General features: G+C 46.3%; 18 protein-coding genes. 10 read left to right on the top strand and 8 right to left on the bottom strand.

Annotated features, from left to right (window positions below):
- The first annotated feature begins 205 nt into the window (after positions 1-205).
- The 4 genes from LBPC_RS14655 to LBPC_RS14640 all read left to right on the top strand — a co-directional run bounded on the left by LBPC_RS14655 (position 206) and on the right by LBPC_RS14640 (position 3,027).
- Entirely contained in the window at positions 206-415 is a 210-nt protein-coding gene (locus LBPC_RS14655) for a hypothetical protein (protein ID WP_003568420.1), read from the top strand.
- Positions 416-576: 161 nt separating this feature from the next.
- The gene (locus tag LBPC_RS14650; protein WP_003568534.1) at positions 577-1,341 is read left to right on the top strand and encodes a threonine/serine exporter family protein; all 765 of its coding nucleotides are present in this window, start codon (positions 577-579) and stop codon (positions 1,339-1,341) included.
- A gap of 1 nt (position 1,342) precedes the next feature.
- On the top strand, positions 1,343-1,831 hold the full coding sequence (locus tag LBPC_RS14645) for a threonine/serine exporter family protein (RefSeq protein ID WP_004559880.1): 489 nt from the start codon (positions 1,343-1,345) through the stop codon (positions 1,829-1,831).
- Entirely contained in the window at positions 1,828-3,027 is a 1,200-nt protein-coding gene (locus tag LBPC_RS14640; RefSeq protein ID WP_003662326.1) for an amidohydrolase, read from the top strand. The genes LBPC_RS14645 and LBPC_RS14640 overlap by 4 nt, the downstream gene beginning before the upstream one ends.
- Positions 3,028-3,170: 143 nt before the next feature.
- Here the strand turns inward: LBPC_RS14640 and LBPC_RS14635 are convergent, their stop codons facing one another.
- Positions 3,171-4,256: an iron-containing alcohol dehydrogenase family protein gene (locus LBPC_RS14635; RefSeq protein ID WP_003662328.1), complete on the bottom strand. Its 1,086-nt coding sequence runs from the start codon at positions 4,254-4,256 to the stop codon at positions 3,171-3,173.
- A 641-nt stretch (positions 4,257-4,897) separates the two neighbouring features.
- Between LBPC_RS14635 and LBPC_RS17520 the strand changes: the two genes are divergently transcribed.
- Entirely contained in the window at positions 4,898-8,107 is a 3,210-nt protein-coding gene (locus tag LBPC_RS17520; protein ID WP_003662332.1) for a leucine-rich repeat protein, read from the top strand.
- Between the two features lie 12 nt (positions 8,108-8,119).
- Positions 8,120-11,722, top strand: a complete 3,603-nt coding sequence (locus LBPC_RS17515) for an MBG domain-containing protein (protein WP_253733087.1) — start codon at positions 8,120-8,122, stop codon at positions 11,720-11,722.
- A gap of 155 nt (positions 11,723-11,877) precedes the next feature.
- Here the strand turns inward: LBPC_RS17515 and LBPC_RS14620 are convergent, their stop codons facing one another.
- From LBPC_RS14620 to nagB, 7 genes are all read right to left on the bottom strand, one after another.
- On the bottom strand, positions 11,878-13,068 hold the full coding sequence (locus LBPC_RS14620; protein WP_003662335.1) for an ABC transporter permease: 1,191 nt from the start codon (positions 13,066-13,068) through the stop codon (positions 11,878-11,880).
- The gene (locus LBPC_RS14615) at positions 13,055-13,744 is read right to left on the bottom strand and encodes an ABC transporter ATP-binding protein (protein ID WP_003577163.1); all 690 of its coding nucleotides are present in this window, start codon (positions 13,742-13,744) and stop codon (positions 13,055-13,057) included. The genes LBPC_RS14620 and LBPC_RS14615 overlap by 14 nt, the downstream gene beginning before the upstream one ends.
- Positions 13,737-14,801, bottom strand: a complete 1,065-nt coding sequence (locus LBPC_RS14610) for an efflux RND transporter periplasmic adaptor subunit (RefSeq protein ID WP_032775392.1) — start codon at positions 14,799-14,801, stop codon at positions 13,737-13,739. The genes LBPC_RS14615 and LBPC_RS14610 overlap by 8 nt, the downstream gene beginning before the upstream one ends.
- A gap of 570 nt (positions 14,802-15,371) precedes the next feature.
- Entirely contained in the window at positions 15,372-15,548 is a 177-nt protein-coding gene (locus tag LBPC_RS17145; RefSeq protein WP_003662341.1) for a hypothetical protein, read from the bottom strand.
- Between the two features lie 10 nt (positions 15,549-15,558).
- A complete protein-coding gene (locus tag LBPC_RS14600; protein ID WP_003568398.1) occupies positions 15,559-15,819 on the bottom strand; it encodes a hypothetical protein in 261 nt (86 codons plus the stop codon).
- 342 nt (positions 15,820-16,161) lie between these two features.
- On the bottom strand, positions 16,162-16,947 hold the full coding sequence (locus LBPC_RS14595) for a Cof-type HAD-IIB family hydrolase (RefSeq protein ID WP_003568396.1): 786 nt from the start codon (positions 16,945-16,947) through the stop codon (positions 16,162-16,164).
- 297 nt (positions 16,948-17,244) lie between these two features.
- On the bottom strand, positions 17,245-17,955 hold the full coding sequence (gene nagB / locus LBPC_RS14590; RefSeq protein WP_016365389.1) for a glucosamine-6-phosphate deaminase: 711 nt from the start codon (positions 17,953-17,955) through the stop codon (positions 17,245-17,247).
- Between the two features lie 401 nt (positions 17,956-18,356).
- Here nagB and LBPC_RS14585 point away from each other — a divergent pair, with 401 nt between their 5' ends.
- From LBPC_RS14585 to LBPC_RS14570, 4 genes are read left to right on the top strand one after another with little or no spacing between them, the layout of a single operon-like run.
- Positions 18,357-20,183, top strand: coding sequence for a PTS mannitol transporter subunit IIBC (locus LBPC_RS14585; RefSeq protein WP_003568392.1), 1,827 nt, complete (start codon positions 18,357-18,359; stop codon positions 20,181-20,183).
- 36 nt (positions 20,184-20,219) lie between these two features.
- Complete coding sequence (locus LBPC_RS14580) at positions 20,220-22,277, top strand: BglG family transcription antiterminator (protein ID WP_003662350.1); 2,058 nt, start codon at positions 20,220-20,222, stop codon at positions 22,275-22,277.
- Between the two features lie 4 nt (positions 22,278-22,281).
- Positions 22,282-22,725 (top strand): PTS mannitol transporter subunit IIA, encoded by a 444-nt coding sequence (locus LBPC_RS14575; protein ID WP_003658978.1) that lies wholly within the window; start codon positions 22,282-22,284, stop codon positions 22,723-22,725.
- A 3-nt stretch (positions 22,726-22,728) separates the two neighbouring features.
- The gene (locus LBPC_RS14570; RefSeq protein WP_003568386.1) at positions 22,729-23,883 is read left to right on the top strand and encodes a mannitol-1-phosphate 5-dehydrogenase; all 1,155 of its coding nucleotides are present in this window, start codon (positions 22,729-22,731) and stop codon (positions 23,881-23,883) included.
- The last annotated feature ends 56 nt before the right edge of the window (positions 23,884-23,939 follow it).

The raw sequence follows: 23,939 nt of genomic DNA, 5'->3' as shown, positions 1-23,939 counted from the left end.
AGCCCGGGAAGAGACCGACATGTGTAGCCTTGGACGGGGGCGCGTGATCATGAGAAGCAACAGTTTTGTGCTTTGAAGCAACCTTTGATAAGCTGAAAAAGTCTACTGGACATGACGCCTTTTTGCCTTGTCACTGTCGGCGAATTATCGATTTAAAAAATGGGGAACGGCTAAGTAGCAAGATGAAATTAGAGGAGTGGTAACCATGTTAGGCTTTTGGACATCTAGAGCACTACTTTTTTTCTTTTTATTTCTGGTGCTCATCTTATTAGGACTTGGGATAGTCGTCATTTTGCGCAGAAAAGATTTTTCATTAGCAGTGAAACTGGCTTTGGCGCTACTGCTGATAATCGCATTTTTAGGCATTGGTTATGTTTTGTTATTTATTTCTTTCATTGGTTTTAACACGCCATAACGCGCTTGTGTTTTCATTTGTTTAAGGGGTTAATAAATGAAAAACCTTTTCAGAAAAATTTGCTGATGATTGCCTAATGTCATCACTTGCCACCGCTATCAAAAAAGCCGACAATTAATAAAATGCAAAATGCGGAAACGCGATCTTGAGGAGCAAACGCGATGAGTCAACCAGGAACAGAGGAAATTTTAGAAGTCTGCGGCAAGGTGGGAGAGATTTTACTGAATGCCGGCGCCGAGACATCACGGATTGAGACAACCGTGGAATATATCGGGCATGCGGCAGGGGCAAGCGTTGCGTGTTATGCCACGATTACGGCAGTTTTTGTCAGTTTGGAGAACGAAAGTCGTACGCGCTTAATCAAATCAACATTAGGCGGATTCAACTTGCAAAAGGTCGATGAGTTGAATCAACTGTCACGTGAATTCGTCGCTCATCGGATAACATTTGAAGCCCTTAAGCAAGAAGTTGCGCGAATTGATCACCAAGTCATTAATTTCCCATGGTGGGCGCGGATTCTGGGCGCCGGTTGGGTTTCGGTCGCGCCAATGCTGCTTTTCAAAGCGACAAATGGTGATTTGGCTTTAGCCTTTTTTGTTGGTATTTTTGGTTATCTTGCGGCTGAGTATGTCGGTCGCCGCACGACGACGCCTTATTTCAAAGAAGCGACTGGTGCCTTTGTGGTGGCCATTTTAGCTGAATTACTGGTGAGCATCGGGTGGGGCGATAGTTCCGGCAATATTATTATTAGTGCCCTCATGCCGTTGGTTCCTGGGGTGGCCATCACCAATGCGATTCGGGAAATTCTTTCGCGGCAAATCATCAGCGGCATTGTTCGCACTGTAGACGCCATTTTTGTAGCGGGCGCGATTGGTTCTGGGGTCGTTATTGCGATTGTACTGAATAATGTTTGGGGAGGGCGCTAGCATGCGCTTATTAATTGAATTTATGATTAGCGTCTTGTCGAGCATCGGGTTTGGCGTCATCACCAACATCCCCAAACGCGCCTTGCTGCCAGCTGGGATCACGGGCGGCGTTTCGTGGTGTGCATACTGGCTCATCAGCCTGCAGGATCACAGCCTCATATTACCGAACTTCACGGCCACGGTAATCATCGGGTTGCTGGGGAATTATTTTGCTATTCGTCACCGGGTGCCGGTTAATACGATTTACATACCAAGTCTTGTATCACTGGTGCCAGGCGGCATTGCTTATCTGGGTGCGCGCAGTTTCACCATGGGAAAAGCCGCGAGTGCTGCGCAGCAAATCTATAACGTCATTTTGATTGCGATGGCACTGGCAGTCGGTTTTGTGGTCGCGGAGGTTATTTTTAAGGCCGTTCGACCGCAACTTGTTCGCCTAATTGCAAAGTTGCCGAAAGTTCAGACAAAATCACAGAGAGGAAAAAGACCATGACTTTAACAGAACAATTGATGCAGACACTGGCTGCCGATGAATCAGAAATGCTTGCGATTCGGCGGCATCTCCATGCTCATCCGGAAATTTCGTTTCATGAGAAACAAACGGCTGCTTATATCAAACAATATTATGCAGCCTTGAACGTCCCCGTGACGCCGTGTGGGGAGGGCTATGGCATGTACGTTGATATTCAAGGCGGTCAACCGGGTCCGACGTTATCGTTGCGGGCGGATTTTGATGCCTTGGCGATTCAAGAGGATAACGACCTGTCGTTCAAGTCTCAGAATCCTGGGGTGATGCATGCGTGTGGCCATGATGCGCATACGGCTTATTTGCTGGTGTTGGCTAAAGAATTGATCAAGATCAAAGCCAAATTGGCCGGTACCATTCGAATCATTCACCAGCCCGCTGAGGAAGTCTCTCCAGGTGGTGCCAAGGGGATGGTAGCAGCAGGGGTTCTCGAAGGCGTTGATAATGTGTTAGGCGTTCATGTCATGTCATCGATGCCGACAGGGTTGATTGGCTACCATACAGGCGCAACCCAAACCGGGCGGGCCAACTTTACCGATACGATTATCGGCAAAGGTGGACACGCTTCTATGCCGCACCTGAGCAACGATGCTATCGTGGCTGGCAGCTATTTGGTGACGGCACTGCAAACGATTGTGTCGCGGCGAGTTGATCCTTTTGACACGGCAAGCGTCACCATCGGCTCATTTGACGGCGCTGGTTCTTTCAATGCGATTAAGCAAGACGCTGTATTGAAAGGCGATGTCCGGATGATGAAGGAAACAACGCGCAAAACGATTCGACAACAGATCGTCACCATGAACCAAGGACTAGAAACCATGTTTGGGGTTAAAACAAAGCTGGACTATGATGACAATTATCCGGTTTTGATGAATGATGCGACCTTAACCGAAAATGCGATGGCCGCGATCAAAGCAGCAAATATTCCGGAGATTAAGGCCATTAAGGACACTGGCGTTCAAGACCCATCCGAAGATTTTGCGTATTTTGCCCAAAAGGTACCAAGCAGTTTCTTCTACATTGGCTGTCAACTGCCAGACGGCTCTAATCATCCTCACCACAGTCCCGACTTTATGATGGACGAAGATGCGATTCTGATTGCTGCCAAGGCTGTTGGCGCGGCGGCGTTAGGGTATTTGCAAAGTGAATCGACAACGCGATGAACAGGTAGGACTTTGCGCGGTCGTGGTTTGATATGCTTTCTTTAATACAAAAACGAAAAAACCTTGCAACCATTTTAAGAGGGCTGCAAGGTTTTTTAAAATTTTTGTGAAACAGTATTCATTAGATTGTCCGATTTCGGACTTTAAGCTGCTGGCTCACTGGTGACTTGTTCCACTTTTGTCATCGCATCTGCTACTTTGGCAGGGGTTAAAGTTGGATCAACCAAGATGAAGGTTTCATCTGGTTTAGCGGCAAATTCGGCCACTTGCTTAATCTTTTCATCGACTTGATCGGTGACATGCAAATCTTCAAGGTTCAATGGCAAACCGATTTTTTCATAGAATGGAATCAAGTTGCGAATTTCGCTATCATCTCCGGTTTCAGCCAGTTGCACCAGAATGCCGTAAGCCACTTTTGAACCGTGCAAGATGGCATGGGTTTCTGGTAAGTAGGACAGGCCATTGTGAGTGGCGTGAGCACCGGCAGCGCGACCATCAATGCCGCCGAAGCCACCGACTTCACCAGCCAAGCCGATAATGGTATCGGCAACCGCCTCAAAAGCCGGGGTGTCGCGGCCGGCATCCAAATCGGCCAAGGCCTGTTCAGCATCTTTAAAGAGAATCTTTTGAATCGTTTTGGCCGCGGCACGACTCAACTGGCCGTATGCCTTTAACTGATCCACTTTATCACGGGTAATGCCGTCCATCTCGTACCATTTGGCCAAGGTATCGCCAATCCCAGCAACAAAGAAATCATGTGGGGTGGACAATAAGAGGTTATAGTCTACCAAAGTAATATAGGCAGATTTTTTAAAATATTCAACGTAACTAAAGGTATGACCTTGCGGATGATAAATCGCAGCAAGCGGTGTGAATGGCGCACAGTTAGAGGCCAAGGTGGGGATGCTGATGAGCTCAGCACCCAAGGCTTCGGCCGCAACTTTGGCGGTATCGATCAAGCGACCAGCACCGATTCCTACCACGGCATCAGCATGACCGATTTCCTGTGCAAGTTCGTGTCCATTCTCATCACTGGCGGAGCCGTCGTAATGATAGACTGGCAAGTTCAGTTCGCCGGGATAAGCCTTGGTGAAAGCAGCAAAACTTTTTTCGCCGGTAATCACAACTGGTTGATTAAAATCCGCTAAGATCGTATCTAAGTATGCCAAGGCACCTGACTCACTCACAAAACGATTTGCCCCAGGGCGTAGTTCCAAATCTAACTTCATCGACAAAAATCCTCTCATGTAAATCTCATCTTATGTGATAATTTTTAACATACGCGATGTTCTGTATGAAGTCAACTAGAAAATGAAAACAATCTGCAAAGCCTTATTGTTACGATTACAACAAAATGCTTGCCATTTGTTTAGAATGCAAACAAACGAATCTTAATTAAAAATATACTGATAGAATGATGAAAAGCTTTGAAGATAAGTGTGGTCAGAAGCTCAACTTAAGCAAGTTGCTGATGAGTCCGGCACGATTAAAAGAATCAGCTGCGCAAAAATTGGTAAGTAGGGTCTGCTCTAAAAAGATACTTGTCAAAAAACACGATGGATCGTTGACCAACATCGTGTTTTTTTATTGTGATCGAAGATGTAGCTGATTTGCAGAAACAACAGAGGATCGGCGATACATTTAAAAACAAGCACTTGAGTTAATGCCGGTTTCAGACTGGTTCTATCGCAATATTTATAAAATTATTTTCTGAAAATTGGATACAAATTTTTCCGTTTTTTTAATAAAATCAGTTATATAATGAAAAACAGATTCTACACGCTTACTGTTTCCAAGTGAATCATCGTATCTGAGATGGTTCGTTAAGCGTCGTGACGGGAATCGCTATTAACATGGCTGTAGGAGGATCATGATCTTGAAACTAGATTCTAAACGGATTCAATTGGCTCGACAGGCGGAACAGACGGTTCATGTCCGTTTTCGGATGTATAAAGCAAAAAAGCGGTGGCTTATTGCCGGAGCTGCTTTACTGTTTATACCAGCCTTTTTTCAACCAGGTCATGAAGTTAAGGCGGATACAAGCTCGCCACAGACACAAGTAACGGCAACGTCACAGGCAGCGGAGCCAGCGACATCTCAAAGTGCGGTGACTAGTGATCAAGCGACAACATCAAGCAATGCTGTGAATGCTACTAACTCCGGCGAGGCTGTCAAGGCTTCATCTGCGGCGAGCGCGGCTAGCAGTCAAACATCCAGTTCATCAGCAGCGCAAACACTTACGAGTCAGGCGGCTGTCCCTGAACAGACAACTGATGCGTCACAGGTAGCCTCAGCAACCTCGGCACAGGTGGCCTCGGGGTCTGGAGCGGCTCAATCAGCCGCGGCTGCAGACCAAGCTGCTACACAGGCTGCCACTGCTAGTGAAACAGCAGCATCTTCAGCTGCGAGCAGCCAAGCTTCCAGTGCACAGCAGTCGGCCAGTAGTCAAGCCCAACCGGTTGCGACAGCTGCTGCTCAACCTACAGTAACAGCCAATACCACGACCACTGACGCAACGGTTGACGGTTTAACTTACAGTTTTGATGAGACAACCAAAACGGCAACCGTTACGGGTCATGACTCTGGTGCAACGCTTACCGACATTAATATTGGGCCAACTGTCTCGTATAATGGTCAAGCTTATACGGTGACTGCGATTCAGGATGTTGCATTCTTTAACTTGAGTAATTTGACTAGCTTACATGTTGCCTCTACGGTCACGACAATTGGTGCTTCAGCCTTTGCCTATAGTAAATTCACTGGTGGGATCACCGTCGATAATGCGGCTGTTATTGATAAAGAGGCTTTTGCCGGTGTCAATGCGAGTGCGATTACATTGAACGGTGCAGGGAACATTGGTGAGTCGTCTTTTGCCTATGCCACGATTACTGGTGCGGTCAGTGTCGCGGGTCCGGCAACAATCGGTCAAAATGCTTTTTATGGGCTTAAGGCCGAGTCGCTGACGTTGGATGATGAAGTTGCTAATATTGGCGAAGCGGCGTTTGCCTACGAAACCATTAATGACACGATTAATGTGGCAGGATCAGCGACGATCGGTAAGAATGCCTTTTACGGTACTAAGGCTACATCGCTGACGCTGGGCGGCAAGGCAACAACGCTTGCTGAAACTGCTTTTGGCTATGCACGCATTACGAATGTGACCGTCGATGCAGCAACGATTAGCAACCAAGCCTTCTTCCATCTCTTCACGGATAATCTGATGTTTGGTCCTGATGTTCAGACGATTACAGGCGGCGCTTTTCAATTTATCCAAAACATGAAGGATTTGCCTAACATTAATGGTCAGGATAATCCTGGCAATCAAATTCCGACGCTGACAATACCGGCGAACATCAGCGTAATTGATGGATCGGCTTTTTATGGGTCAAAACTAGGAACGGTTGCAATCGCAGACAATAGTCGGCTGACAACATTGGGCTTTCAGGCATTCGCATTTTCCAGTGCGATGGCGATTAATTTACCAGACTCACTTGAACAAATTGGGGATCAAGCTTTTTACGGTGGACACCTCATCCAAGTAGCATTTGGTCCTAATCTCCAGACAATTGGTGATCTAGCTTTTACTGAGTTTGGACCGTTGCAAAATGTTGACTTCAGTCGGGCAACAGCGCTGGAATCGATTGGTGACAGTGCTTTTGCCTATAATACGATTAACAATGCAATTGTGTTGCCACCAAATTTGAAGATAATTAAAAATGCGGCGTTTGTCGGCAACAAGATCCCGGCACTAACTTTAAATGACGGGTTACAGACAATTGGCGACAGTGCTTTTGGCTACAATAAGATTCAAAATGGTTTGGCTGTGCCGGATAGTGTCACCGCGATTGGCAAATATGCGTTTGTCTATAACTCAATTAGCAACTTAACCTTGGGGACAGGTCTGCAGACAATAGGCCAAGAGGCGTTTGAAGCAAACATCATCTTAAATGCGCTCAATATCCCAGCGAGTGTGACTGCCATTGGTGCTAAAGCTTTTAATGCTAATCTGATTCCTGAAGTGGCGATTGCTGGGACACCGACAATTGATCAAGAGGCGTTTTCCAATAACCGGATCACAGTTTTGCATGCCGCGACGGCTGTACCGACAACCCCGGATGCTCTAAATCAAAATGCCGACGCCTATACAGATTCTGCTCATGTTAGTTTGCGTGATCTATTTAGTGTGGCGATTTCAGGTGTCAGTCAGGATCAAATTGTGGTTTCGAATATTCAGGGAACCGGCGTGGCCTTTAATACCGCGACAAAATCCTTTACGATGCCTGCAGGAACTGAACAATTCAGTTTTAATTGGTCATTAAAGGCGGCAGATGGCACAACGTACACTGGTCTTTACAAGGTTCATCTGAATGACCCCGTTATCCATGCCCATGACATTAACCTTTTCACGGGTCAGGTTTGGAAACCAGAACTGAACTTTGGCGGCGCCGTGAAAAAGAATGGCACTGAGATCATTGAGATACCACTTAGCGATTTGACTTGGACTGTAACGGACCAGAACGGGGCTGTGATCGCCTCTAAAGATAGAGACGGTGTTGTCACAGGCAGTGTGCCTAGTGATCAGGTGACTTGGTATACAGTCACTTACGCGTATGGGGCTGAAAGTGGCTCAGCTAAAATTTTTTATAATCAACGGCTGGCGGCGTCATATTCGTTGACTGGTACTCAAACGGCAACTGCGACGGGTCAACCGATTACGGTGGATCTGACGGCCTTTTCTCTGAGTCTTGGGGATGGCTTCAATGCTGGTGCTTTACAACTGAGTGACCTTAATTTTTTTGATGCATCTGGCAACCAGATTGCTGCTGATGCATTGACGAAAACGGGTGTCTACCGTGTTGAACTTTCAAAGGCGGCATGGGCGCGGATTGCTGAATTGACAAATGATGCTGGTGAGTCAGCGGCTAACTATAATTTTACCGGTACGAGTACGGCACAACTTATCATCGGTCGCACAGCTACAGGTCAGTTGAATAATAGTGGGTTCACTTATGATGGCACGACATTGGCCAGTCAGGCGCCAAAACTGGTTCTTAATGTGACTTTGAGTGATGGCTCATAGCAAGCCATTGATTTGACTTCGACAGATATTTCACTTGTTGAAGCAGACTCACCAGATGTAGGTACGTATCGATATCTTCTTAATGGTAGTGGATTGACACGTATTCAAGCGATTTTGGGTGATGAAGTCACGATTGATCAGACAGATATCAATACTCACCCAGGGGTTATCACGATCACACCTGCTACTGCAACTGCAACTGTTAATGGGACACAATTTGTATATGATGGCAAAACGACTGCTAGTCAGGCTTCAGGATTGCAGTTAACATTAACGGCCGGTTCTGGCACGACAGTTGTTGATCTTAGCTCGACTGATATTGTGGTGGGATCGGACAGCGTCAATGTCGGTGATTATCAATATCAACTGAGTCAGAGTGGTGTAGCGAAAGTCGAGCAGGCGTTGAATGCCAATTATCAGTTGCCAAGTGACTTGCTGGGCAGCTTAACAGGCACGATTACGATTGCACCAGCACAAGGCACTGCGGAGTTGCGTGATGACTCATTTATTTATGACGGGCAGACGGAGGCAAGTCAGGTACAAGGTTTGACCGGCGATGTCACAATTGGCAATGTCACGGTGCCGGTGATCTTGACGTCAGCCGACTTTGTTGTTGCCAATGATGGTGTGAATGTTGGGAGTTACCAGTACACGCTGACCGCCACCGGTATAGCAAAACTACAACAGGCCGTCGGTAATAACTATCAGTTAAACGCTTCTGAACTGGCAAAACTGACTGGTACGATCACGATTACGCCAGCTGAAGGTGCCGTAAATCTCAGTGACACATCGTTTGTTTATGATGGGAAGACGAAGGCAAGTCAGGCACAAGGCTTGACTGCAAACGTCACAGTTGGCAATGAGACGGTGCCGGTGACCGTGACGTCCGCCGACATTGCTGTTGCCAATGACGGTCTGAATGTTGGAAATTATCAGTACAGCCTTACAAACACTGGTATCGTAAAGCTACAACGGGCAGTCGGTAATAACTATCAGTTAAACGCTTCTGAGCTGGCAAAACTGGCTGGTACAATCACAATTACGCCAGCTGAAGGTGCCGTAAATCTCAGTGACACATCGTTTGTTTATGATGGGAAGACGAAGGCAAGTCAGGCACAAGGCTTGACTGAAAACGTCACAGTTGGCAATGAGACGGTGCCGGTGACCGTGACGTCCGCCGACATTGCTGTTGCCAATGACGGTGTGAATGTTGGGAGTTACCAGTACACGCTGACCGCCACCGGTATTGCAAAACTACAACAGGCGGCCGGCAGCAATTATCAGCTAAACGCTGACGACTTAGCAAAATTGACTGGTACAATCACAATTACGCCAGCTAAGAGTACTGCTGATGTGAACAATGCCTCGTTTGTTTATGATGGGAAGACGAAAGCCGGTCAGGCACAAGGCTTGACTGCAAACGTCATAGTTGGCAGTGCAACGGTGCCGGTAACCTTGACGTCAGTTGACTTTGTTGTTGGCAATGACGGTGTGAATGTTGGGAATTATCAGTACAGCCTTACAAACACTGGTATCGCAAAGCTACAACAGGCAGTCGGTAGCAATTATCAGCTAAACGCTGATGACTTAGCAAAATTGACTGGTACAATCACAATTACGCCTGCAGCAAGCACCGCAACTCTGACCAATACTTCGTTTGTTTATGATGGGAAGACGAAGGCAAGTCAGGCACAAGGCTTGACTGCAAACGTCACAGTTGGCAGTGCAACGGTGCCGGTAACCTTGACGTCAGTTGACTTTGTTGTTGTCAATGATGGTGTGAATGTTGGAAGTTATCAGTACAGCCTTACAAACATTGGTATCGCAAAGCTACAACAGGCAGTCGGCAGCAACTATCAGTTAAATGCTTCTGAGCTGGCAAAGTTGATTGGTACAATCACAATTACGCCTGCAGCAAGCACCGCAACTCTGACCAATACTTCGTTTGTTTATGATGGGAAGACGAAAGCCGGTCAGGCACAAGGCTTGACTGCAAACGTCACAGTTGGCAATGAGACGGTGCCAGTAACCTTGCCGCCAGCCGACTTTGTTGTTGCCAATGATGGTGTGAATGTTGGGAGTTACCAGTACACGCTGACTGACGCCGGCATTGCAAAACTACAACAGGCAGTCGGCAGCAACTATCAGTTAACAGTTTCAGAATTAGCAAAATTGACGGGCAACATTAACATTACACCGGCAACAACAACCGCTGATTCGAATGATGGTTCATTTATGTATGATGGCCAAACAAAGGCGAGTCAGGCTCAAGGGTTAACAGCAGTGATTGAACTTGGCGACGATACAACATCAATTAAGTTAGACGCTTCAGATATCGTGGTTGCTGATGATGGTGTCAATGTTGGCAGTTACCACTACCGGCTAAGTACTGACGCCATCACGAAACTGCAACAAGTAGCTGGACCAAATTATCAATTGAAAGCAGATGATCTAGCAGCATTAATGGGTATTATTACGATCACCCCAGCTGAAGGAACTGCAACGGTAAATGATACGACATTTGTTTATGATGGTCGTACAAAGGCAAGTGAAGCGTCAGGTCTCAATGGCGTCGTTTACCTCTCGCGCGGGACTGCTAGGCTAACTGTTGCATTGACGACGCAGGACATTGTTGTTGACGGCGATAACACGACAACTGGCACGTATCATTATCATCTTAGTCATTCAGGAATAGCGAAGTTGAAAGCAGCAGCCGGCACCAACTATGCACTTAATGAAACCGATTTGAACGCATTGACCGGCACGATCACCCTCACGCCACTGACAGTCGTGGCCACCGTTAATAATGGTCATTTCCAGTATGACGGGGTTACCCGAGCAAGCCAAGCTAGTGGATTACTGGTAACAGTTCAACTACCAACTGGTGCACAAACAGTCGCCTTAACGAATGCAGATATAGATGTTGCCAATGATAGCGTTAATGTTGGCACCTACACGTATCGATTAAGTGCTAGTGGCATTGCTAAAGTGATGGTTGCACTTGGTCCTAATTATCAAATTAACGACACAACAATGAATGGTACCATTACGATCACACCCGCGGTTTTGTCAGGACAGCTCAGCGGCATGCAGCAAAAAATCTATGATGGCCAACCTGGAGAACTGAATGCTCAACATTTCGAATTGATTTTTACGGATGGTAGTCACATCATACTTGAAGACAGTGACTTGGCTTTTGCTGATGGTATTGCCCCAATTGTTGTTGGTCGTTACGCCGTGACACTTAGCGCAGGCGGCCTCAAGCGTATCCAAGCGTTGCTGCCAAATTATCTGCTTGAAAATGTCGATACCCAGCAAGCGGTCTTTGAAATCGTTGCGAAATCAGGGCCGCTTCCTGATACAGGTACTGGTACAGATAGCGGCACTGGCACAAATACCGGTACGAGTACTGGTCATGAGACAGGCAAAGTGCCGAGTGTTACTGGTCGACCTAGTCAGTCAATTAATCAGCAAACACCTGTGAAAACGACTCATCAGCTACCGCAAACAGGTGATAGATCGGCGAATGATTTGTCTATTGTTGGGCTGATCTTGACTAGCATAGCGAGCTTGTTTGGGTTAGCAGGGGTTCGCAATAAGAAGCGCTCGGAATGATGTCTTCAGCAATGACGGCTTTTGGCTAAAAGCAGTAGCAGTAATAGCGTATAAAAAACGGTTAGATCTCGCAGATCTAACCGTTTTTTCGTTGGTTCAAGAACTTTCAATGTAGAAATAGAAAGCTGCATGCTGCCACTTAGATGGGAGCATTTTTATGATTTCAGAATATCGATCAGGTTCTTATTGGCAGCACTTTTAGCTGGCAGGATGCCAAAAACAATGCCGACAATGCTGGAAATTGCAAAGGTGCCGATGATGGAACCAAGCGTTATGACGGGTTTAAATGGCAAGAACGCTGTGATCATCCAGGCAATCAAGCCACCGAGAACAAGACCCACAACGCCGCCGGTTAATGTCAGCATGACTGACTCTAACAGAAACTGTTTCATAATTTCTGCTGGGGTAGCGCCAACGGCCATTCTGATGCCAATTTCCTGTGAACGTTCGGAGGCGGAAATGTACATCATGTTCATGACACCGACACCTGCGATCAGTAGCGAAATACCCGCAATGGCCCCGACGAACAACGTTAAACCGCTGATCACATCACCGATACCCTTTAGTAATTCACCATAATCAAAATATTGGTACGAGCCATTGCGGCGTTCAGTACCAGATTTCTTCAACTGACGAACGATGGCGTTTGCCAACTGGGAAATGTCACTGCCACGTTGGAAGGTGATGGCCAATTTTTGCCCTCCTGGGTTTAACTGGCCAGCGGTATAAGCCTTTTCAGGAATTAAAACGTCAACATCTAAAGCTGAATAGGACTCTTTAGGCGTGTTGAAAATACCAACAATGTTGTAGCTTCGCTTCCCGATAAAAACAGATGACGTCAACGCGGCCGCATTACCATGAAAGACCTTTTTAGCTAACTTTTTCGACAAAAGCACATCATGTCCATCTGTTTGTAAAGAATCAGGGTTTAGTTTATGCCCAGCTGCAAGTTGCACTTTAGGCATAGATGTAACAAGTGTGGCAGATAGCATCGTATCTTGATTGGCTAACTGACCATTCAGTTGTAGGCGTTCTTTTTCATGTTTGATAGTCACTTTTTTGATTTTGTCTGGAGCGGTTTGATAGGTGAGATCCACATCATCTTCCTTAAAACCAGCAGTGGAGGCAGTGCTACTTTCAGGAAGGAAGGTGATTTCAGCCGTTTGTTGGCCAAATTGATCAGTTTGCAAATTTTTGAGTGTGGCAGCTTTGATACCGTTACCGAGTGCCATGATGGTTACAACAGAAGTGATACCGATGACAATGCCAAGCATGGTTAGGAGGCTGCGGCGTTTGTTAGCAGTTAGCGCACGGAAGGAAATTCGAATTAATTCAGTTATTCGCATGGCTAACCTCCGTGTCACTGATGATCTGCCCGTCTAATACTTTAATCATGCGATCACTTTGTAGCGCCACGTGTTCATCATGCGTCACCATAATGATGGTCACGCCTTGTTGATGGAGTGTTTTAAAGAGTCGCATGATCTCTGCCGAAGTATGGCTGTCTAAGGCGCCGGTCGGTTCATCGGCAATTAAGAATTGCGGCGAATTTGCAAGGGCACGAGCGATTGCCACCCGCTGCTGCTGACCGCCAGATAAATTGCGCGGTAATTTCGTTTCAACATCGACTAGGCCAACAGAATGCAGCAACTCAGTGATTTTTTCTTTAACATCACTTCGTCGATTGCCACCATAACTCAGAGGAATAAGAACATTTTCAAAAATGTTTAAGTTATTGATTAGGCTGAAATTTTGAAAGACAAAGCCGACATGCTGATTTCGCATTTTTGACGCAGTGGCGCGATTAAAGGCGGCGACATTTTCGTTTTGAAAAAGGTAGTCGCCCTCAAAAGCTGTATCAAGGAAGCCAATAATATTGATTAATGTGGTTTTGCCAGAGCCAGACGGGCCCATAATTGCGACGAACTCGCCTTCATCAATGTGTAAGTTGATATCTTTAAGCACTGGGAAGGCTGTGTCGCCTTGCAGATAGCTTTTGTTGACATGCCGTAAATCAATCATCAACGTTCACCTTCGCCCCGTCTTTGATTGTTTTGTCGGGTTTTTGAAGAATGCGGTCGCCGCTGCTGAGGCCATCTGAGACTTCATACATATCGTCTTTTGCCACATAGGTTACTTTAGTTCGGATGGCGCGTTTATTGACGATTTTGAAAACGGCCCCGTCCTTAACCGCTTCTTTGGGAATTAACAAACCGCTTAGGGGAATCGTGATGGTGATGGATTGGCCGTTTAAAAAGCCGTCACGTAATTTCGTCGTGAGTTCATACTTGGCGAGATTCGGCTTGCTGGATTTAGCCGGATCACTGCTAATAAAATTGATGTCTGTCGCTTGCTTTGTTTTGCTTGCCAGCGCCTGTACGGTTGCAGATTGACCGATTTTAACACTTGAATAATCAAATTCGGAGACCTCACCAACGGCTTCAACTTCAGCCGAGGTTTCCGTGATGGTCTGACTGCCATTTGCTTGATAGTCAATGTACAGCCGACCTGCAAAGGGAGCCTTAACCACCGTATTCAGACTTTGCTTTAATTTAGCGATATCCTGATTCGATTGGGTGATGGCATCAGCCGAATCTTGGCGATTATTCTGCGCCTCATCAAGTTGTGTCTGCAAGGCGGACTTCTGTGGATCATCGGCGGCGGTCTTACTTAAAGTAGCTTTGATTTGGCTGATTTGCTGATCAAGTGTGGCTTGACTGCGTTGCTGTTTTTCAAGTGCCCGCGAAGCTTCATCAACCTTGGTTTGTACGTCAGGCTTGTAAACTGTCAAAAGCTGTTGATCAGCCGTCACACTATCGCCATTTTTAACCGTCATGTTTTGGACGGTGCCTTCAGGAATGTCGATTTTTTGCGTACGTACGGCCTGTACCTGTCCCGGCACTCGTAACTCATGCTTCTTCACTTGGAAGGTGGCTATCGTTGTCGGTGCGGGTGATGATGTCGGTTTTTTGGATGTGACTAGGAAAAAAACGGTGACGCCAATCATGGCTAATGCACCAATCCCAATGATCACCATGCGTTGCGAAATACGTTTACCCTTTGATCGTCCTTTATTCATACTTGCCCCTCCTGAAAGTGCTTCCCTAATCGCTTTGTTGGTGCAAGTATACGGATAGAATTGGATGACGTCCATTAATAAAAACGCTATTTGGCGGAAAAGTTTCCTTATTTTGACAGGCTTAAAATTGCTTCAATTCGCGGGTATTCGGATTCTAATACATCAAAATGTTCAATTTTGCGACAAATGCGATGTTGAATTTTAACATCTTGGGTCGTCTTCAAGGAATTCAAATGCTGTATTTTGCGCGTTTTATTTGCTAAAGGGTGTTGCATAAAGAGGGAGGGCATCAGCCAAGTCATTTAATTTTGAAGAAAAGTAGTGATCAATGGCATCAACTGTGAAGGCCAATCATCCGATGCCAAAAATAAAATCCATTATATTGCGGTTGTTGGGCCATATTAGACGAGAAGAAGGCCTTTTGTTCCACGTGGAACCAAACGAAAAGGCCGCTTTATAACGCAAAGCGGCCAACTATATAGTGAATAATAATTTTTTTAAATCCTGCAACATGTTGAAAGCTCAAGTGTGCCAGCCTCAGAACAGACTTGGCTGTTTTACCAAGTTGCCTCATCTAACTGTTAGCAAGCTAATACCAACGCCCAGTAGGACCACGGCGACAACCGATTGAACACCGAGTTGCCAAGGTTTAAAATTTTTAGCGCGCCATTCTGCAAAAATGACGAGCAGTGTTACCAGAAAAGCAACAACGACCATGATCAGAAGCTGAATAACCAGACTATCCATGTGTACACCTCTAAACCTCTAAGTCGAAATACGGGTTGATCTTCTTTTGAATGTTGTGAATCTGAATCAAGTCGATCTGTGGGAAGAGTCGATAGATGAATCCGGCAAAGTTATCACGGTGATATTTGTAATTCATCCGGGCCATCCGATGCTGCCGATTTTCGTCGGTAATCTCCCAGACTTCTAAATTATAATCCGCATTTTTGACGATACTGATATAAGTATGTTGATTGATCCAAACCACCGGATGCATTGTCGATTGTTCTAACATGAGAGACCCCTCCATCAGCAGATTTTGCGCTGTTGTACGATTATTGATCGGTGTTTCGACCACGCCCAAATAACGCACAGCATGCTTTGAGTATAGCAGAAAATTTGCGCTGCCGCGGTCTTGACTTTAATTGGCCAACACGGTATAGCAAGTGTTACAAACCTTAATATGACAGTGTTTTTGCACCTAAAATTAAATTTTTAAGTTCACAGTTCACACTTATTATTATGGGAACATACGTTTGCAAAGTCAACCGAAATTTAGCGGAAAATGCTGCTGGATAAGCGCCATAAAAAAAGCACACCAATAGGCTAATATTGATGTGTTTTTACGCATTAAAAATTAAATCAAGTTAAAATGTGCAAGTGCATTTGGAATACCGTTTTCGCGATAATCGTCCGTTTGATAATCCGCAACAGCCGCAACTTTTGGATAAGCGTTCCCCATCGCAATTCCGGTGTCAGCTGCTTGCAACAACGGAATGTCATTATAACCGTCGCCAAATGCGTAGGTTGGCAGACCACGTAAGGATGGCTGATTTAACAGGATGGCCATGCCACTGCCTTTGGAAATGCCATGATTGACAACATCAAACGTATAATGCGAGTTGCGGTAGAACGTCATTTCTGGGAAATCTTGGATGAATTGTTTCCCAATCTGGTCACCTGCATCGGTCCATGGTACAAACATTAACATCATACAGATTGCTTCATGCTCGTAGAAAGATGGCTTGACCGGCGGCGGTGTTTGCCGCACCTGCGCATAGTTATCGGTTGTGAGCTGATTATGGCCGGTCAGCGCCGATGCTTCACTGTTGTACATGGCAACTTGAATGTCTTGTGCTGCACTCGTATTGAGAAAACGGGTGAGTTGCGGCTCGCCAATCACACTTTGAAAAATGTGATCGCCGTCAAGAAAAATGTCACCACCATTAGCAGCAATTGCACTGCGGACCCCAGTTGCTGCCATAATGTCAGCCAGTTCGTAGTAATTTCTGCCAGTCGCAATGACCGGCAGAATCTGGTTGGCTTCAAGGGCTTTGAGCGCAGCAACATTTTCGGGTGGCACCTGTTTGTCATCATTGAGCAGCGTTTGATCTAAATCAAAAAAAACGACAGCTTTGTACATAATTTCCTCCGTTACTAAATGTTGTGATGGCCTCATTCTACCATGGAATACGTACGGCAGAGGGCAAGAAATCGAAACGCTTACAGGAAAAGACGGATACTACTGGGTTGAAAGGGATTCACACGCTTGTCAGCCCGGAAACCTGCTTGCAAGGAGCGCGGGGTCATGGCCAAAACCCGGTCATCACAGCCAAGGCTGCTTACACGCCGTTTTCTAACTGGGTTAAGCTACACTTCCATAAAAAAACAGGCCGATGAGCATCGGCCTGTTTCATCTCAGCTGATTGAAAGAAATAGCTTATTTCTTGCTCAGCTTGCTTGCAGCTGCTTTGTCCAAGATGACAACAACATCTGAATGCTTTTGCAGTGCGGACGCTGGCACATCGTTGGTGACAGGGCCTTCAATCATTTTTTTGACAGCATCTGCCTTGTTTTCGCCAAAGGCTAACAGCAAAATCTTCTTGCTCTTCAAGATTGAGCCGATCCCCATGGAGTAGGCGTAGCGAGGTACGTCATCTTCACTTGCAAAGAACCGGGCGTTAGCGTCAATAGTGCTTTGGGTCAGCGGTACTTTGCGGGTTTCTGCGTCAAATGGTGAACCGGGTTCGTTGAAGCCAATGTGACCGTTACGGCCAATGCCAAGTACTTGGATGTTGATCGGATGGTCGGCGATTACTTTGTTGTAACGCGTGGTTTCTTCTTCAGGATCCTTAGCCAAGCCGTTTGGAACAAAGGTTTCCTTGAATGGCTTTTTGTCGAAGAGGTTACTCTGCATGAAGTAACGGTAGCTCTGGTCATTGTCTGGAGCCAACCCAACATATTCATCCAAGTTAATGGAAGTCATGTTGCTGAAATCAACATCACTATTAACCATTGCTTTGTACATGGTGACTGGTGTGCTGCCGGTAGCCAAGCCGAGCACTTTGGCACCGTTATCCATACCTTGCTTGATCAAATCAAATGCGTACTTGCCTGCTTCTGTATCGTTATCAAAAATTTTTACATCCATCATTGATATCCCCCTATCTGGTCTAGTCCAATGTAGCATCAAAAAACCTCCATGTCAATAGTGGTCTATACCGTAATGCCGAAAATTTTGATTTTCTGTGTTTATGCTGAGTCGATAGGGCGTCAGGCACAACTGACATATAGTAGATAACAACATCAGATAACAGCGTCCTCAGTATGATGCGAGCAAAAAAGTAGACAGCGGTAGCGTTTTCCATAACTTGTGAAACAGTTAACGTACACTGTTATGGTTTTAAACCAGATGCTTTCCTTAGTAAACTGTTAGCTGGGGATTCAACCTGAATGTTTGGCACAGACAACTGTGCCAAAGAAGCTTTTGTCAGCGATTACATGAAGCGGTTACAATAATACTTGTAAATAAGGGAAAGGAGTGTGTTTGCCTTGGGTGCAAAAACAGCAAACACGCCGGCAGCAGAAAAAAAGAAATTTAATCTGAAAGCCGGTATGCAATCATTCGGAACCAAGCTTTCTGGCATGGTGTTGCCAAACATCGGTGCCTTTATTGCTTGGGGTCTTATTACAGCCATCTTCCTTAAAGGTGGTTGGTATCCAAACGCTCAGCTCGCAAAAATGATTTCGCCAATGGTAACTTATCTGTTACCATTACTGATCGCTTTTTCAGGCGGTTCGATGGTGGCAGGTCATCGTGGCGGCGTTGTTGGTGCGATTGCTGCCATGGGGGTCATCGTCGGTACTGATGTGCCAATGTTTATTGGCGCAATGGTGATGGGTCCACTTGGTGGCTGGTGTATTAAGAAGTGGGACGACCGTTTTCAAGATAAGATCAAACAAGGCTTTGAAATGTTGGTCAACAACTTTAGTGCCGGCATTATTGGGATGTTGCTAGCAATCGTTGGCTTCTTCCTAATGGGTCCAATTATCTCTACGTTGACTAACGGCATGGCAACTGGGGTTGATTGGATTATCAATCACGGGTTGTTGTGGGTAGCAAACGTCTTTATTGAACCCGCAAAGATTTTGTTCCTAAATAATGCGATCAATCAGGGGATTTTGACACCGCTTGGGATTCAGGCGGCAGCCGAACATGGTAAGTCAATCCTGTTCTTACTGGAACCTGATCCAGGTCCAGGCCTTGGTGTTTTGTTAGCATTTGCGCTGTTTGGTAAGGGATCTGCTAAAGGTTCCGCACCTTCCGCCATCATCATTCACTTCCTTGGCGGGATTCACGAAATCTATTTCCCATATGTTTTGATGAAGCCAGCACTGTTCCTGTCTGTTATGGCTGGTGGTGTTACTGGGACGACACTTTTCTCCATCTTCAATGTTGGTTTGAAGAGCTCGCCATCTCCAGGTTCTATCTTCGCATTATTCGCAATGTCACCGGTTAACATTGGGAATTATATTGGTTTAATTGTTGGTGTCACAGGTGCTACACTTGTTTCTTTCCTGATCTCGGCTGTCATTTTACGCCGCGATAAGAGCGCAAGCGGTGACGAATTAGCCGAAAGCGAAGCCAAAATGAAGTCCATGAAGGCTGAAGCTAAGGGTCAGCAAAATGTTGCGGCAGCTAAAGATGTGATGTCAGCCGCCAAGGGCATTAAGCAGATTATCTTTGCTTGCGATGCCGGCATGGGTTCCAGTGCCATGGGTGCTTCCATCTTGCGCGACAAGGTAAAGAAGGCAGGTCTGGATCTTTCGGTTACCAACACAGCAATCAGTAACCTGCAAGACAAGCCAGGACTGCTGGTTGTGACACAAGAAGAATTAGCTGATCGGGCTAAGGACAAGACACCTGATGCCGCTCATATTGCGGTTGATAATTTCCTGAACAGTCCGAAGTATGATGAAATCATCGCAAGTTTGAAGGCTGAAGCAGTTGGCGGTACTGACGAGGCAATGCCAGCAACTGAGACGTCTAAAGCTAAACAAGAAACACCGGAAGACGAATTAAAGGAACTTGATCTCGATAAGATTACCGAAGTTGACTTCCTGCATCATGATCAAAACATTGGTTCCGCAACCATGGCACAGGCAACATTCCGTGCTGAATTACGGAAACTGAATAAAGACGTGAAAGTTCGTAATGTCGCAATCGGCGAGATTGATGACAAGGACAATGTGCTGATTATTGCTTCGAAAGAAACAGCACGTCGCGTTAAATTGCAGTTTGCCAATGTTCAGGTCTACACCGTTGATGGCCTCTTGAACGCAACGAACTATGATAAGCTTATTGAGAAGATGAAATAAGTTCGGTCGGTGTTGCGGCCGCTTGAGGCGAAAAATATGTTACTAACGAATCGTGAACAGGAAATGATCAGACTCATGATGAGTCAGCCCGCCGGTGTTAGCCGAGATGAGCTGGAACGGCAGCTGGGTGTCAGCCGTCGGACCATTTACCGTGAGCTTTCGCAATTGGAAAGTGACATCGCCACAATCGGTTTAAAACTCGATAAAGGCACTGGCAGCACGTATCGGTTGGTCGGGGATACCAATGATTTGGCTACCTTAACCGCGACTTTGGCAAAACAGGATCAGGTGGTGACATTTGATCCTAGCCAACGACAAAGTGCTTTAACATTACGGTTGCTGAATGCCAACGGTCCGGAAACAATGACGGCGTTAGCGGCAGCGGTTGACGTGAGTGTCACCACCATTAAGCAAGATCTGGATATTCTTGAACCCGCTTTGAATGAATATCATCTGCAATTAAATCGCCAAAAAGCTGCCGGTATCTGGATTGATGGTGCGGAAGGCGATATTCGCGGAGTATTGGTAGGCGTGTTGAATGCTGAGATTAATCCGTACGTTTTCTTCCGCTTTCTCCGTGATCCTCAGCAGACATTCGATCCAGTCACACATTATTTTGTTGAACGATTACCGCAGGAAGAGTTACTGGCAGCAAACGCGGCTTTGCTGCGCATCAAGGCGTTGGCGGATCTCAGCGACAACCAGCGCAAAGCGGTGTTACTGACAGTAGCAGTTAATACCCGCCGATTGCGAGAAGATCAGCATGTTGAAGCGCAACGCCATTTCGACCAGGAACGGCTTTTCCAGGACCAACAATTGGCTCTCGAGTTTCTGGCGGAGATGGACTCCGCGATTCGCCAGAAAGTCCGCGTTGGCGATTATCAGTTTCTTGCCGTTGAGCTCAGTACCATTCGCGGTGGCTTGGCTGGAGAACCAGTTGATCCGTTTGATTTAACGGTTAACCTTGAAGTGCAGGAATTGATTCGTGAAGTTGCCAGATCATTTCCCGGGAAATTTTCCGGGAATACGCAGCTTTACTCATCGCTGTTGGCTCATGTCCAACGAACCGCTGGCGGTGATTGGCTGCCAGGCGTCACGATGACGAATCCAGTGCTGGCTCATCTGCGCGACGATTATCCTGAACTTTACCACGCAGTTCAACAAGCGGCTGACGATGTTTTTGGTCGCGATGCCTTTACTGGAAATGCGCTCGGGTATCTGGTGTTGTACTTTGCTTCAGTCTTGGACCATACCCACACCGAAGTGCCAGCAGCTGTCTTGCTGATTACGAGCGATGGTCCGGGGACCGGCAGTCTGATTGCTGGGAAGCTACGTGTACAGGTGCCGGAAATTCGAGAGATCAAGATCATTCAGGTTAGTGATCTGCCGAACCAGAATCTGGCACATTACGGTTTGATTCTTGCGACGATGCCATTGCCGGGATTCAAGCATCAGTATCTTGTCATCACGCCAATCTTGGCGCGTGATGAGATTAGTGAAATCAGACGGTTATTGCAACAGGTCAAGCCGAAAGAAGCGACCCAGCAAAGACAACCGTCATTAGATCAGACTGTGACGGCGTTTGAAAGTCTCAAAACCATGGTATTAGCAGCTGATGACATGTTACAGCACTTCGCTGTGACAGAGATCACCGAAGCGGTGACAACCTCAGGAGCGACAATCGATGTCATGCTAGCACATTTACCAGACGTGGTGGCAGAAGCGCCGGTCGTCAAAGACGCCTTGCTAAAGCGACTAGAATTAGCGCCAGTTGGGATTCCCGATACCGGACTCGCCATGATTCATACCAGTAGCCAAGGTGTGACAGTGCCTTACATCGGCGCATTCGATTTAAAAACGCCGCTGTCGCTTCCAGCCATGGATATGGGCACGATCATGTTGCATCGGGTATTGCTCCTTTTGACACCGAACCCAGTTGCTCAGGAAACACTGACGCTATTGAGCGCTGTCAGCGCAAAGCTGATTGCGTCAACAACGAATTTACAACTTTTTGAAAAAGGGCATTATAGCCAGTTGTATCAAATCATCACAGAAGTATTTATGAATGAAATCAAAAAAATTGATCGAAGGTGACATGATGAAAGGACTAGACGTTAAAACGATCAAACTTGGTCAGGAAGCAAAGACCAAGGAAGAAGCCATTCGTCAGGCCGGCCAACTCTTGGTCGACAATGGTAATGTCGAACCAGCTTATATTGATTCGATGCTTGATCGGAATCGCGATGTTTCTGTTTATATGGGTAACTTCATTGCTATTCCCCACGGCACTGAGGCCGGGATGAAATATATTAAGTCGACGGCTATTTCGATTGTGCAATATCCATGGGGTGTTGACTGGTCGGATGATCCGGCTGATGAGAACTTGGTCACGGTTGTTTTTGGGATTGCTGGCTTAAATGGCGAACATCTCAAATTGTTGTCGCAAATTGCGCTTTATTGCAGTGATGTTGAAAATGTTCAGAAACTTGCCGACGCCCAAACGCCGGAGGAAATCGTCAATTTACTGAAGGAAGTTGAATAAATTATGATGGAAGCAGTACATTTTGGTGCAGGTAATATTGGTCGCGGATTTATCGGTGAAACACTTGCCGCTAACGGTTTCAAAATCAATTTTGTCGATGTTAACGAGACGATCATCAATGCGTTAAACCAACGCGGCGAATATACGATCACCTTAGCAGCGCCCGGTGAGAAGAAGATTCATGTGGACAATGTTGACGGGTTGAACAATGCCAAGGATCCCGAGGCAGTTGTGAAGGCAATTGCGCAGGCTGATCTGGTGACCACCGCCATTGGTCCGAAGATTCTGCCAATCATTGCACCCCTAATTGCCCAAGGCTTGCAGGCACGTGATGCAGCCAACAATCATCAGGCATTAGATGTGATTGCATGTGAAAATATGATCGGTGGCTCTCAGTCACTTAAGAAGAGTGTCTACGAGCATCTCGATGACGCCGGCAAGACCTTTGCTGATACGTACGTTGGCTTCCCTAACGCCGCGGTTGATCGAATCGTGCCACAACAAAAGCACGATGATCCCTTGGCCGTTAGTGTTGAAGATTTCAAGGAATGGGTTGTTGACGAGAGTCAGATGAAGAACAAGGATCTGAAACTCAAGACTGTAGACTATGTGCCCGACCTGGAACCTTATATCGAACGGAAACTCTTCTCCGTCAACACTGGTCACGCTACCACGGCTTACACCGGCAAGTACCTTGGCTATACAACAATTGGCGACGCCATCAAGGATCCTAAAGTCTTCAATCAGGCAAAGGGTGCGCTGGCCGAAACCCGTTCGTTGTTGTTGTCAGAGTTCAAGAATTTTGACGAAAAAGACCTCGAAAACTATCAAAATCGGGTGTTGCAACGTTTCCAGAATCCGTACATCTCAGATGATATTTCTCGAGTTGCCCGGACACCAATCCGCAAACTAGGTTACGACGAACGCTTTATTCGCCCAATTCGCGAATTGAAGGAACGCGGTTTGAATTACAGCGTTTTGATGGACACCGTTGGCATGATGTTCCATTATGTTGAACCTAATGATGCCGAAGCTGTGAAGTTGCAAGCGATGCTGAAGGATCAGCCGCTGGTGGATGTCATCAAAGAAGTGACCGGTTTGAAAGATGCTGGCTTGATTGATGAAGTCGAAGCTAGCGTTAAGTCCAAAGATCGTTAATAGATAAGGTTAATTCATACGATTAGACTGTCAGTTGACTCACTGGCAGTCTTTTT

Source organism: Lacticaseibacillus paracasei subsp. paracasei, assembly GCF_000829035.1.
Classification (GTDB): domain Bacteria; phylum Bacillota; class Bacilli; order Lactobacillales; family Lactobacillaceae; genus Lacticaseibacillus; species Lacticaseibacillus paracasei.
The sequence above is the reverse complement of the archived record's forward strand: the minus strand, read 5'-3'. Positions and strand labels throughout refer to the sequence as shown.

Bases quoted from the DNA above. Each gene is read 5' to 3' on its own strand.
- LBPC_RS14650 (WP_003568534.1), top strand. From the start codon at position 577: ATGAGTCAACCAGGAACAGAGGAAATTTTAGAAGTCTGCGGCAAGGTG.
- LBPC_RS14620 (WP_003662335.1), bottom strand. From the start codon at position 13,068: ATGCGAATAACTGAATTAATTCGAATTTCCTTCCGTGCGCTAACTGCT.
- LBPC_RS14640 (WP_003662326.1), top strand. From the start codon at position 1,828: ATGACTTTAACAGAACAATTGATGCAGACACTGGCTGCCGATGAATCA.
- LBPC_RS14570 (WP_003568386.1), top strand. From the start codon at position 22,729: ATGATGGAAGCAGTACATTTTGGTGCAGGTAATATTGGTCGCGGATTT.
- nagB (WP_016365389.1), bottom strand. From the start codon at position 17,955: ATGGATGTAAAAATTTTTGATAACGATACAGAAGCAGGCAAGTACGCA.
- LBPC_RS14580 (WP_003662350.1), top strand. From the start codon at position 20,220: ATGTTACTAACGAATCGTGAACAGGAAATGATCAGACTCATGATGAGT.
- LBPC_RS17520 (WP_003662332.1), top strand. From the start codon at position 4,898: ATGATCTTGAAACTAGATTCTAAACGGATTCAATTGGCTCGACAGGCG.
- LBPC_RS14610 (WP_032775392.1), bottom strand. From the start codon at position 14,801: ATGAATAAAGGACGATCAAAGGGTAAACGTATTTCGCAACGCATGGTG.
- LBPC_RS14575 (WP_003658978.1), top strand. From the start codon at position 22,282: ATGAAAGGACTAGACGTTAAAACGATCAAACTTGGTCAGGAAGCAAAG.
- LBPC_RS14635 (WP_003662328.1), bottom strand. From the start codon at position 4,256: ATGAAGTTAGATTTGGAACTACGCCCTGGGGCAAATCGTTTTGTGAGT.
- LBPC_RS14645 (WP_004559880.1), top strand. From the start codon at position 1,343: ATGCGCTTATTAATTGAATTTATGATTAGCGTCTTGTCGAGCATCGGG.
- LBPC_RS17145 (WP_003662341.1), bottom strand. From the start codon at position 15,548: ATGGATAGTCTGGTTATTCAGCTTCTGATCATGGTCGTTGTTGCTTTT.
- LBPC_RS14595 (WP_003568396.1), bottom strand. From the start codon at position 16,947: ATGTACAAAGCTGTCGTTTTTTTTGATTTAGATCAAACGCTGCTCAAT.
- LBPC_RS14615 (WP_003577163.1), bottom strand. From the start codon at position 13,744: ATGATTGATTTACGGCATGTCAACAAAAGCTATCTGCAAGGCGACACA.
- LBPC_RS14655 (WP_003568420.1), top strand. From the start codon at position 206: ATGTTAGGCTTTTGGACATCTAGAGCACTACTTTTTTTCTTTTTATTT.
- LBPC_RS14600 (WP_003568398.1), bottom strand. From the start codon at position 15,819: ATGTTAGAACAATCGACAATGCATCCGGTGGTTTGGATCAATCAACAT.